Source organism: Nocardia nova (assembly GCF_002933465.1).
GTDB classification, from domain to species: Bacteria; Actinomycetota; Actinomycetes; order Mycobacteriales; family Mycobacteriaceae; genus Nocardia; species Nocardia nova_B.
In genome coordinates this window covers 68,276-80,717 of sequence record NZ_PSZE01000013.1, presented here as the reverse complement: position 1 = coordinate 80,717, position 12,442 = coordinate 68,276, and the positions used below count along the sequence as shown (strand labels likewise).

The window sequence follows — 12,442 nt, the reverse complement described above, 5'->3', positions numbered from 1 at the left end:
ACCGTCACGCGACGAGAAGGAACGGGATGAGGTATGAATCTCACGGAACTGGCCGCCCGGTACGCGGACAAGCCCGCGATCGTGATGGCGGACAGCGGCGAAACGCTGACCTATCGTGAGCTCGAGCAGCGCTCGAACCAGATCGCACACCTGTTCCGAGCGCGCGGACTCGGCCCCGGCGACCACATCGCGATCCTGCTGCGCAATCAGCTCGAGGTGTTCCCGATCGCCTGGGCCGCGCAGCGATCCGGCCTGCTCTACACCCCGGTCAACTGGCACCTCAGCGCCGACGAAGCGGCCTACATCGTCGCCAATTGCGGTGCCCGGATGCTGATCCATTCGGCAGCCCTGGCCGATCTCGCCGCGGCGGCGGAAGCGGCCGCGCCCGAGCTGCGCTCGCGTCTGGTGGTCGGCGACAGTGCCGAGGACACCGAACGCCTCGACGACGCGATCGCGGACCTGCCCGGCACCCCGATCGCCGACGAGTCCGAGGGCTACTACATGCTGTATTCGTCCGGAACGACCGGACGCCCCAAGGGAATTCTGCCGACCCTGACCGGGCAGCCGTTCGGTACCGGACTGGGCATCGACCACCTGATGGGCAGCGCGTTCGGCTTCGGACCGGATTCGGTCTACCTCAGCCCCGGTCCGCTCTACCACGCCGCGCCGCTGGGCTGGACCCTGGGCACCGTACGCAACGGCGGCACCGCGATCGTGATGGAGAAATTCGACGCCGAACAAACCCTGCGGCTCATCGATCAATTCCACGTCACCCACGCCCAGTTCGTACCGACCATGTTCGTGCGAATGCTGAAGCTGCCCAACGATATTCGGGACCGCTACGACGTATCCAGCCTCCGGCTGGTCATGCATGCCGCCGCCCCGTGCCCGGTGGAGGTCAAACAGCGCATGATCGAATGGTTCGGCCCGAAGCTGACCGAGTTCTACTCCGGCAGTGAAGGAACCGGATTCTTCATGATCAACACACCGGAATGGCTCACCCATCGAGGATCCGTCGGCAAAGCGGTCCAGGGCGTCGTGCACATCTGCGACGACGAGGGCAACGAACTCGCGCCGGGCGAGGTCGGCACCGTCTGGTTCAGCGACATCAAGCGATTCGAATACCTCGGCGACGCCGCCAAAACCGCGGAGGCGTTCAACGACAAGGGCTGGAACACCCTCGGCGACCTGGGGCATGTCGACGAGGACGGCTACCTGTACTTGTCGGCCCGCCGATCCGATCTGATCCTGTCCGGCGGGGTGAACATCTATCCGCAGGAGATCGAGGACGCGCTTACCCTGCACTCGGCCGTCTTCGACGTGGCGGTGATCGGAGTGCCGGACGAGGAAATGGGCCAGCGCGTGCACGCCATAGTCCAACCGGCGGCTGGCGTCCGGCCATGCCCGGATCTCGAACGACAACTGATCGACTACTGCCGCGACAAGCTGGCGCACTACAAGGCGCCCCGATCGATCGCATTCGGCGAAGTGCCACGGCTGCCCAGCGGAAAAGTCCTGCGGCGCCAACTAATGGTGGAATACGGCGAGGCGCGTGTGCCCTTGCCTCCGAGCTGAACCCCCGCCGGCTCCGCACCGAATCCACGTCCTTTCGGCGATGTCATACGGTGCCGATCCGTTGAGGATCCGTATCGCTGCCGGCCGGCCGGGCATTCCGCGAGTAGCGCAACCCTCGATCTCCATGCGCGACTGCGTATTTCGGGCGACTCGACGGCGGCCACCCGGCCGGGCGCCCGCGAACGCTGTAGGCCCCATCGGTGGTCGTGCGGCGGCTCGATCCGTTCGTGAACCGGACCGCCGCACGAGCGCTGCCAAGACTTCAGCGCGGCGCCATGCGGATGGCACCGTCGAGGCGAACGGTTTCCCCATTGAGCATCGGGTTGGAAACGATATGTGCTGCGAGAGCGCCGCATTCGGACGGGTCACCGAGTCGGGACGGGTGCGGCACCTGCGCGCCGAGCGATTTCTGTGCCTCGTCGGGCAGGGTGCCCAGCAGCGGCGTCTTGAACAGCCCCGGCGCGATGGTGTTCACCCGAATCAGCAGCGAGGCCAGATCACGGGCGATCGGCAGCGTCATGCCCACCACGCCGCCCTTGGATGCGGAGTAGGCGGCCTGCCCGATCTGGCCCTCGAAGGCGGCGACCGAGGCGGTGTTGATGATGACGCCGCGCTCGCCGTCGACCGGTTCGGTCTTGGCGATGCGTTCGGCGGCCAGGCGCAGCACGTTGAAGGTGCCGATCAGGTTGACCGTGACAACCTTGGTGAATGCGTCGAGCGGGAAGGCGCCGTTCTTTCCGACGGTCTTGATCGCGTTGCCGATCCCGGCACAGTTGACCGCGACTCGCAACGGTCCGAGAGATTCGGCGACATCGAGGGCTTGTGACACCGCGCTCTCATCGGTGACGTCGGCGGCGACGAAGCGCACCCGGTCGCCGAGCTCCTTCGCGACCGCTTCACCGTTGGAGGAGGGGAGATCGAGGATGACGACGTGGGCGCCGTCGGCGAGCAAAGCCTTGGTGGTGGCCAAACCGAGCCCGGAGGCGCCGCCGGTGACGACGGCGACGCTGTCGTTGATCTGCATCTGGATGTCCTTTCATAACGGCGGGAGATTTCACCAACTCCCATAACATAGTTCACTATGTAATCTATCTGAAGGAAATGGTTGGTGGGTAGACGCGGCCGGTTCGACGAACTTCGGACCGGTGGTGTAAGGATCGAGGAGTGGTGTACGAACGGTTGTCGCTCGTCCCGGGCGCGTTGGAGTTGCGGCTGAGTCCGCTCGGCGATCCTGAGTCGCCGCTGGTGGTGGTCTCGCTTGACGAGTGGCGAGGCGAGTCCCCTGCCCGGATCCAGCGCGCCGCCGAAGCGGTGTCGGGAGGTCTTCGAATCGCCGTGGGGGTGCTCGAGTCCGAGCCGACAGCGGATCTGGAACCGTTGCTGCGTGCCATGACCCTGACCTTGACCTCGTCGCGACGCGCGGGTCGTGAACTGGTCGAATGCGCCGATGTCGCGGCCGGGTTGGATCGGCTCTCGGACGCGGTGGGCCGGAATCCGCGTGCGTGTGTGGCTTTGGGCAGACTGTTGCGGCAGACGGCGGCGCTGGATGTGGAAGCGGGGCTCGCCGCGGAGGCGGCGGTGTATTCGATGTTGTTGGGCGGCAGCGAATTCGCGCGCTGGCGCGCCGAACGTCCGGTGCGGCCGGTGGTTTCATCGGAGCGGCCGTTCGTGCGGGTCGGGCGTGCGGGTGAGCGGCTCGATGTCGTACTGGACAATCCGGACCGGCGCAATGCGTTGAGTATGCGGATGCGTGAGTCGCTGCTGGAGGCATTGCAGCTGGCGGAGCTCGACCCATCGATCGGGCAGGTCGAAATGCGTGGTGCCGGACCGGTTTTCTGCAGCGGCGGGGATCTCGACGAATTCGGAATCGCCACCGATTTGGTCGCCGCGTACCTGGTGCGTCTGGAGCGGGCGCCGTGGCGGATCATCGATCGGCTGCGTGATCGGGTCACAGCGCGGGTGCACGGCGGCTGTATCGGGGCGGGGATCGAGATGGCGGCGTTCGCCGGTCGCGTGATCGCCGCCCCGGGCACGTTTTTTCAGTTGCCGGAGATCGGGATGGGGCTGGTGCCGGGCGCCGGTGGGACGGTGAGCGTTGTGCGGCGTATCGGCCGGTGGCGGGCGGGATGGATGATGCTGACGGGGGAGCGGATCGACGCCGAGACCGCGGTGCGGTGGGGTTTGGTCGACCAGGTCGACCGTGTCGATCCGGCCACCCCCGAGTTCTGCGGCCGTCGCGACGCTTAGCCCCGCCCCGGCAGCGGCTCGTAGCAGGTGTGCTAGCCGGGGACGCGGGGCACCTGGTCAGCGATTGCGCCAGATCGGACGCCGTTTGGCCGCGAACGCCGCGATGCCCTCGACGCTGTCCTCGCTGAGCATGAGCTCGTCGAGTGCTGGAGAGGGGTGGGTGACGGCGTCGTGAGTATCGGCGATCCCGGCGGTCTCGGACATGATCTGCAGTGAGATCCGAACCGAGGTAGGACTGCCGTCGAGGATCTCTTCCGCCAGTGCCCGCGCGCCCTCCACAACGCTGCCGGGAGCGACCACACGGTTCACCAATCCGTAGGACTGTGCCTCGTGGGCACTGATGCGCCGCCCCGTAAGGATCATTTCGGTGGCCACCTTCTGCGGCACGGTGCGCGGCAGGCGCACCAGCCCGCCGGCTCCCGCAGCCAACCCGACCTTCACCTCGGACAGTGCGAATTTCGCGGTCTCGTCCGCGACCACGAGATGGCAGGCCAGCGCGATTTCGCACCCGCCGCCCATCGCGAAGCCGTTGACGGCGGCGATGACCGGCTTCGTCATCTCGCGGCGACTGGTCAGTCCCGCGAATCCGTTCTTGGGCACCCACACCGGCTTTCCCGATGCGGAGTAGACGAGATCGTTGCCTGCGGAGAAGGCCTTGTCACCTGCACCGGTTAGAATCGCGACCCACAACTCAGGGTCGGCGAAGTAGGCGTCGAAGATCTCGTCGAGTTCTTCGTTCGCGGCTGGGTGCAGGCTGTTGCGCGCCTCCGGCCGGTTGATCGTCACCTCGAGCAGATGCCCGTCGCGGCGTACCAGCACATGTTCGTAATTGTCGCGCAACATTTTCGGACGGGCTGGGAACAGGTGGTCCATCCTGGTAGGTGTCGTGGTCACGCGGTTGCCGAAGCCGAACGAACGGACGTAGACCCGGGCGCCGATCGGTTCGCCGGTGGTGAGGCGGTCGAGGATCTCCTCGTCACCGTCTTGGGTTCTGGCGACGAACCGGCGGTCGTCGGCCTCGAGTCGCCCGATCACCACCCCGATGCGGCTGCCTTTGTCGTGTTTGACGGTGTAGGTCTCGATAGTGGCCCAGCCGTCGGCGTGTAGTGCCTGCTCGGGTGCGGGCCACGCATCGATCTCGGCCTGCAGCTCGGTGCTGTGGTCGTGACGCCACTGCGCCGGGGTTGTGGAGTAGATCCCGACGGAATACTTGCTGAGCGTGCCGCCGTTGGCGCCGACGAGGCCGAACGTACCGGGTTCTGCGCGCAGCCGGGCAACCGTTTCCGCGACGGCGTGCATGGAGTAGTTGTTGCCCGCACCGCCGAAGAACGGCAGGCCGCCGGTCACGGTCAGGCCGCGGGGATCGTCCGTCGCGAGGTTCAGGCCCTCGCAGATATTGAACACCGCGATGGGGAAGCAACTGTATAGGTCGATGGTCGCGATCTCGTCCAAGCCGACCTCGGCGACCTCGAGCGCGTGCTGGATCGCGCGCACCGATGCCGGCCCGCAGGACAGATCCACCCGGTCCATCAGCGCGGGTTCGCGCAGGTCGGCGTGACCATGCAGGAATACCCAGCGGTCCTCCGGTACGCCGAGTCGCCGGGCCGCGCCGATCGACATCAGTACGACGGCGGCGCCCTGGTTCACCTGATCGCGAGCAACGAGGAATCGCGTGTAGGGCTCGGCGATCAGGCGATTGCGTTCGGTCGGCGCGCACAGTTCGGCCGCATCCCGTTCCACCGGCGCGGCGGCGTGCGGATTGGTCGCGGCTACCTTGGTGAACGGGGCGAACAACTGGCCCATCGCGGAGGCGTACTCGTCGCGCGACTGCTTCAGGCGGGCCCGCCGGGCGTTTTCGAACAAGGCGTATTGGCTTGGCGCACCGGTAAGTCCGTGTACAGCCAGATGGCGGGAGCTGAGCCCCTGCAAGCCGTAACCCCGGTCCTCGAGACTGCCGTCGGCCGTCTCAGTGAAGTCCGGCTTGTCAGGAGACTTGGCCAGGTGCCGAGTGGTCGAGATGGCCTCGGAGCCGAAGACGAGCGCGACCTCGGCGTCGCCGTGGGCGATCGTGCCGGCCAGTTCGGTGATCAAGTGCTGCGGAGACTGACCGCCGCTGACTTCGAGGATGGCTCGCCGTGGTGCGGCGCCCACCCGGCCCGCCACCGAGCGCGGATAGTTGTCGGATTTGCCCAGCGGTGCGCGAGCGCCCGGGGTGGAGATCTCGAACTGCCGCACGCCGGCGACGGTGTCGATCGCCGCGCTCACCGCGACCACGTCCGCAGCGGTGTCTGCGAGCGCTGCCCGGGCGGCGTCCGCCGCGAGGTCCACCGCGGAACGGCCACGGTACTGGGGGTCGCCGAGGCGCTCGGAGGATTGCCCGACTCCGACGAGGACAGGCGTGCGTGGGTCGAGCGCGGAGTAATCGGTCACGTTGTGTTCCTGTTTCGAATGAGGCGGCCTGATGTTGTCGAGCCAAGTCAGAACCGCTGGGGGGGTAGCGATTTGACGGTTCAGATCAGATTCCGATGTGCTGGGCCAGTGACTCGCGATGTGTGAAGGCATCGCCGAGGAACACTTCCGACGATCGTGCACGCTTGAAATACAAGTGGGCCGACATCTCCCAGGTGAAGCCCATACCGCCGTGAAACTGGATGTTCTGGTGGGCTGCGGTGACAAATGCCTCGCTGCAGTACGCCTGAGCCAGTGCTGCCGCGGCCGGGAGTTCGTCGTTGTCCTCGGCGGCGGCTTCGAGAGCGTAATACGCCGCCGATTTGGCGGACTCGACTTCGATCAGCACATCGGCGGCCATGTGTTTCAGTGCTTGGAACGCGCCGATCACCTGACCGAACTGCACCCGCGAATTCAGGTAGTCGACCGATGTGTCCAGCACCGCCTGAGCTCCGCCGGCCTGCTCGGCCGCGAGGGCGACGGCGGCAAAATCGAAAACCCGTTCCAGTATCCGCCGCCCACCGCCTTCCGCGCCGATCAGGCGTGCCGGAGTGTTGTCCAGCTCTATTGTCGCGAATTTCCGCGTTTGATCGAGAGTGATCGAGGGCGTGCGGACAAGACCGGGGGCCGCTGCCTCGACGGCGAACAGTGAGATACCGCTCGCAGTCCGGGCCGGCACGATGATCAGTTGCGCGATGGCTCCGTCCAGTACGAAACGTGTTGCGCCACTCGCGGTCCAACCGTCGGGCGAGTGGACGGCCCGGACGGTGACCTCATCCGGATTCCAGCGTCCATTGTCTTCCGGCAGCGCCACAGTGGCGATCAGGGAACCGTCGGCGATCGCGGGGAGATACTGCTGCTTGGCCTCTTCGTCGCCGGACTCGAGCAGGGAAGTGGAAGCGAGTACAACGGTGGAGAAGAACGGAGCGCACAGCAACGTGCGCCCCATTTCCTCGAGCACGATCCCCAGTTCTATCCAGCCCGCACCCTGACCGCCGTACTGCTCCGGGATCGCCAAGCCTTGCAGACCGAGTTCGCGCGCCATCTGTGTCCACACCCCGGGGGCGTACCCCTCCTCGGTGTCCATCAGGCGCCTGACTTCGGTTTCCGGTGACTTGGCTCGAAGGTAGTCACGGACGAGATCGCGTAACTGGTCCTGAGTTTCGGTGAATGATCCGAACAACGTCGTACTCCTAGCTCTCGACCGGTCGGGCCGTGCCGCCCTTGCGGACCTCACGGAACGGCACGCCGCGGTCGGGTTCGTATCCCTTGGGCAGGCCGAGGATCCGTTCGCTGATGATGTTGCGTTGGATCTGATCGGTGCCGCCGCCGATCGAGTTGATGAACGACCACATCAGCTCGTGGTCGACCTCGTAAGCTTGTTCGTCGGCCCGGTCGTAGAGCAGACCGCGGGCGCCGAGCAAACGGAACCGCAATGCCCACGACGAGTGAAGAATGCGTGATTTCGCGAGCTTTCCCAGCGACGCGAGCGAGGAACCGCCGCCGGCTTGGATCTGCTTGTGGGCGCGTATCGCATTCCAGTCGTTCACCAGGCGCCACGAATGAATGCGCATGATCTCCTGCCGAACGGCCTGGTCGTCGAGCTTGCCGGCTTCGCGCGCCGCCTCGATGAGGTCGTTCGCGCCGGTGAAAATCGGTGCCCGGCCGTCCTTTTCGCGTTTGGCCGCACCGAGCTCGAAGCCCATCGTGCGGCGTTCCTCCTTGAGTGCGGTCTGCAGCACTCGCCATCCGTCATTCAGCTCACCGATGAGCGAACCCGCCGGAACGCGGACATCGGTAAGGAAGACCTCGTTGAAATCCGATTCCCCGGTCATCTGCTTGATCGGGCGGACCTCGATGCCCGGCAGGTCCATGGGGATGATGAAGAAGCTGATCCCGGCATGTTTCGGCTTGTCCCAGTCCGTCCGCGCCAGTAGCAGCGCGCAGTCGGCCTCGTGTCCGCCTGTCGTCCAGATCTTTTGGCCGTTCACGACGAATACGTCGTTGTCCAGCTCTGCTCGTGTCTGCAATCCAGCCAGGTCCGAGCCGTTACCGGGTTCGCTGTAGAGCAGGCATCCACGACTCCATTCGCCCGACAGCAGTTTGGGCAGTACTTCGCGCTTGAGCTCCGGCGAGCCGAATTCGACGATCGTATTTCCAGCGAGAGCGGGGTAACCACGGCTCTCGACTGCCGCGCCGCGCGCTCCCACCGCGCGGAATTCCGCCGCGACTGTTTTCGCTTCCACTCGGGACAGGCCCCGGCCGTAGGCATCGGTCGGCCAGGTCGGCGCCGCCCATCCGGCGCCCACCACTCGACTTCGCCACGCCGCGTCGTCGACGCCATGCCAGTTGTCCGCCAGCCAGGAACGTACTTCCTCGGCAAGACTCACTTGCGGCGCCCTCACCGGCCCATCGGTGCTCGTCATGCTTCCCTCTCGAAACTTCATGTCGTGTTCTGATTCCGACATTCCCACGTCCGCCAGTGGCGGTAAACGACCGGCATGATCACGCCCACATGAGCCATTCGGACATGTGTATGCGCCCCGATAGATGAGCGATTCGGACATGCGCCGGTGTCCCGATCTGTGATGTACAACGCAATAGCTCCGCGCCAGCATTGATTTCACAGTGCCCGCCGGACTCCGTCGTCTGCCGCGAGACCGCGATATGGGCGGCGTGACAACGCCATTCACGCCGACCGCCATTCACACCGACAAGGAAGTTGGCCTTGAGCACCATCACCTCCAGCTACGATCCGCCCCTGCTCGGCGTTCGGGTCCTCGACCTCATCTCCGGTCCGATGCAGAACGTCGGTCGGCATCTCATCGATCTCGGCGCGTCGGTCACCCGCGTGCACCTTGTAGGCGTCATCGATGACGCGGGCTTCGGTCCGGTCGTCGACGGAGTCGCTCTCGGCACCGCCATCGCCACACGGGGTACGCGGACGGTCACGATCGATCGGTCGACGCGCGCGGGGCGAGCGGAATGGGACGAACTGCTCACCGCCTCGGACATTCTTCTGGAGAACACAGCGCCCGGCAGTTCGGCCGAGGCGGCGTTGGAAACCGAGGAGATCCGGAAGGGGTACCCGGCCCTGGTCCTGTTGTCTGTCAGCGATTTCGGCCGGGCCGACGACTTCAGCACATGGCAGGCCACTACGCCGGTCCTGCACGCACTCACCAGCGAGCTGTCACGTTCCGGCCTCCCCGGGCGTGACCCGCTCGTGCCCCCGGGGGAGCTGCCCTACGACGTTGCCGCCGCGCAGGCGGCATTCCTGACCCTGAGTGTGTACCTCGACCGGCTGCGAACAGGAAAGGGTGCCCGCATCGACTTCTCGATCCTCGACGGTGCGATGCAGGCGCTCGATCCCGCCTTCGGCATGACCGGCAGCGCGTCGGCCGGGGTGCCGCTCAGCGCACTGCCTCGGGGGCGCGCCGACGAGCGGTACAAATATCCGATCATTCCCTGCAAAGACGGGTTCGCGCGGATCTGTGTGCTGGCCACGCGTCAGTGGCGGGGCATGTTCGAATGGATGGGCCGTCCCGAGGAATTCGCGGACCCGAAGTACGACAAGCTGATAGTCCGGTTCCGCTCATCTACTCTTCTGACCGCCATCGCACGGCATTTCGCCGACAAGACGCGAGCCGAACTGGAGCAGCAGGGACAGCGATACGGGGTGCCGACCGCCGGGGTGCTGACGCTGGATGAAGCGCTGGCGACCGAGCAAATTCATCAACGTGGCTTCCTGCGCGAGGTCGAACTCGCCCCAGGTGTGGTCGGTCCGGTTCCGGCCGGTGTGGTCGAGATCGATGGTGCCAGAGCATGGGTCGACGCTGTGCCCGAAGCGGCGGCGACCCGGCCGGGCGGCGCGATCTTGGCCTCCCGTCCCCGGACCCGGGACAGCCTGCCATTAGACGGGATTCGTGTGCTGGACCTCGGTGTCATCGTGGTGGGTGGCGACACCGGGCGGCTCTTCGGCGACCTGGGCGCAGACGTCATCAAGATCGAGAATTCCGCCTTCATCGACGGTGCCCGCGGCGCGCAGGGGCCGGCCGGTATGACCCCCGGATTCGCTGCCGGTCACCGTAACAAGAGCAGCATCGGCATCAACTTGCGCGACCCCGAAGGCACACGACTGGTTCGGGAGCTCGTTCGCTCCGCAGACGTCGTGCTGACGAATTTCAAACCGGGAGTGATGAATTCACTGGGGCTCGACTACGGCTCGCTCGAAGATGTCAATCCCGGCATCGTGGTCGTCGACAGCTCCGCCTTCGGACCCACCGGTCCCTGGTCCAAGCGTCTCGGCTACGGCCCACTGGTGCGCGCCGCCACCGGCTGCACCGATCAGTGGGTGTATCCGGGCGAGCCGGGTAGTTTCAGTGACGCGATCACGGTGTACCCGGATCACGTCTGTGCCCGCGTCGGCGCGATGGCCGCGTTGGCGCTGCTGATCCGCCGTGAACGCACGTCGCGAGGCGGGTCGGCGAGCATCGCGCAGTCGGAGGTGATGCTGAGCCATTTCAGCTCGCGGATCCTGGCGGAACGACTTGCCGCAAGCGGCCGGACTGTGACCGGCGACGGTGTGCACGACGCCCCGTGGGGAGTCTTCGCCGCCGCGGGTGATGACGAATGGGTGGCGGTCACCGTGCGCGGCGACGCCGATTGGGCTGCGCTCTGCTCGGTGATCGACCGTCCCGATCTGATGTCCGATGCGTCCTTGTCCACCGCGGCCGGTCGACTGGCACAGCGCGGGCGCGTCGAGACGGCGGTATCCGAGTGGACTGCCGCGCATTCGCCGATGGAGGTGATGACGACTATGCAGGCGGTCGGGGTTCCTGCCGGTGCGATGCTGCGCGCCCTCGATCTACCGGTATGGGAGTACTACCGTCGGCGCAACGCATTTCGCACGGAGGACCACCCGTACGGGAGCGAACCGTATGTCCTGGAGAATGTGCAGATCCACGCCGACGGCGTCGCCGCACCCCCGCTCGGTCCGGCACCTTTGCTCGGTGAGCAGACCTACCGGATCGCACAGGATCTGCTCGGCCTGAGCGAGGCGCAGATCGACGAGCTCGTGCGTCGGGGCGTGCTCGAAGTCGCTTCCCGTTCCTGAGTTCAACAGGGTGGCGGCTCCGAGCGCTCGATAGGCGGCAACGTCACCTATGATGCGGAGGTCGACGACGACACGTGGAACGAGTTCATGGGTATTGACTTCACCCGCCTGAAGTATTTTCTGGCGGTCGCGGATGAATTGCATTTCAAGCGTGCGGCCGACCGGCTGCATATCACTCCGCCGCCGCTCAGCAAGCAGATCAAGCTGCTGGAACGAGAACTCGGTGGCACGTTGTTCGAACGTGACTATCACGCGGTACGCCTGACAGCGCTCGGTGCTGCCTTGGTCGCGCCCGCGCGACGGATACTCGATCTGGTCGCTGAATTCGAGACGACCGCGAACAGCATCACGCACCGCGTCGCCCCCCTGCGGGTGGGCGCGACGGCGTATGCGCCGTCGGATCTGCTGTATGCGTTCGAAGACACGGTGCGTCAGCTGTCGGCACCGGCAGAGTTCAGCATTCCGGGTTCGGCCGCTGAGGTGGCTGCACATCTGGTCGCCGGTCATTTGGATCTGGGGTTGATCCATTTACCGTGCACCGACCCGCGGGTCGAGTTCCGGGTGATCTCTCGTTACCAGAGTGGCATCGCGGTACGCACTGATGATCCGTTGGCGTTACGCGACGCGGTGACCATCGAGGATCTGCGTGATCGGCAGGTTGCCGTCGATGTCGCCAGTGCCAACCCGCTCGCCATGTCGACGCTGGTTCGTCGGCTCAACGCGCGCGGTGTCACCCAAATCGTGCGCGCGGCCTCGGGGGAGAGGGGAAGCGAGGTCGAACTCGCGGCACAGGTCCGTAGCAAACGACTGGTCCTTCTGGTCGCTTACGCTCCTGATTCATCCTTCGGCCGGGTGTTCTCGCCGCCGGAGTTCACGCTGGTCCCGATCGATGACAACAGTTGGAGCCAAGGTCAGATTGCGCTCGCTTGGCTGCGTGACCGCGCAACATCGCACCCTGCGCTGAAGTCGGCGACCACCGAGTTGATCGCCCTTTTCAATACTGAGTGAAAGGTGCGACTCCGACGTCACCGCAGCACGCGGCGATGAATCACTGCCGAC

The 12,442-nt window shown here is 65.7% G+C and carries 8 protein-coding genes; 4 read left to right on the top strand and 4 right to left on the bottom strand.

Features of this window, described 5'->3' with window-relative positions; all coding sequences use genetic code 11:
* The first annotated feature begins 33 nt into the window (after positions 1 to 33).
* A complete protein-coding gene (locus tag C5E41_RS17445; protein WP_104376870.1) occupies positions 34 to 1,575 on the top strand; it encodes an acyl-CoA synthetase in 1,542 nt (513 codons plus the stop codon).
* A gap of 262 nt (positions 1,576 to 1,837) precedes the next feature.
* On the opposite strand, the gene C5E41_RS17440 is transcribed toward C5E41_RS17445, so the two are convergent.
* Positions 1,838 to 2,599 carry a 3-hydroxyacyl-CoA dehydrogenase gene (locus C5E41_RS17440; protein WP_104376869.1) on the bottom strand — a complete coding sequence of 254 codons (762 nt, stop codon included), beginning with the start codon at positions 2,597 to 2,599 and terminating at the stop codon, positions 1,838 to 1,840.
* Positions 2,600 to 2,739: 140 nt separating this feature from the next.
* On the opposite strand from C5E41_RS17440, the gene C5E41_RS17435 reads away from it, so the two are divergent.
* A complete protein-coding gene (locus tag C5E41_RS17435; protein WP_258081037.1) occupies positions 2,740 to 3,822 on the top strand; it encodes an enoyl-CoA hydratase/isomerase family protein in 1,083 nt (360 codons plus the stop codon).
* Positions 3,823 to 3,879: 57 nt separating this feature from the next.
* On the opposite strand, the gene C5E41_RS17430 is transcribed toward C5E41_RS17435, so the two are convergent.
* The 3 genes from C5E41_RS17430 to C5E41_RS17420 form a co-directional block, all read right to left on the bottom strand.
* A complete protein-coding gene (locus C5E41_RS17430) occupies positions 3,880 to 6,252 on the bottom strand; it encodes an acetyl-CoA acetyltransferase (RefSeq protein WP_258081036.1) in 2,373 nt (790 codons plus the stop codon).
* Positions 6,253 to 6,337: 85 nt separating this feature from the next.
* Positions 6,338 to 7,453, bottom strand: coding sequence for an acyl-CoA dehydrogenase family protein (locus C5E41_RS17425; protein ID WP_104376867.1), 1,116 nt, complete (start codon positions 7,451 to 7,453; stop codon positions 6,338 to 6,340).
* A 10-nt stretch (positions 7,454 to 7,463) separates the two neighbouring features.
* Positions 7,464 to 8,975, bottom strand: coding sequence for an acyl-CoA dehydrogenase family protein (locus tag C5E41_RS17420; RefSeq protein ID WP_258081035.1), 1,512 nt, complete (start codon positions 8,973 to 8,975; stop codon positions 7,464 to 7,466).
* A 32-nt stretch (positions 8,976 to 9,007) separates the two neighbouring features.
* Between C5E41_RS17420 and C5E41_RS17415 the strand changes: the two genes are divergently transcribed.
* Together C5E41_RS17415 and C5E41_RS17410 are read left to right on the top strand one after the other, a co-directional pair.
* A complete protein-coding gene (locus C5E41_RS17415) occupies positions 9,008 to 11,383 on the top strand; it encodes a CaiB/BaiF CoA-transferase family protein (RefSeq protein WP_104376939.1) in 2,376 nt (791 codons plus the stop codon).
* An 87-nt stretch (positions 11,384 to 11,470) separates the two neighbouring features.
* Positions 11,471 to 12,391, top strand: coding sequence for a LysR family transcriptional regulator (locus C5E41_RS17410; RefSeq protein ID WP_104376865.1), 921 nt, complete (start codon positions 11,471 to 11,473; stop codon positions 12,389 to 12,391).
* Positions 12,392 to 12,442: the final 51 nt, after the last annotated feature.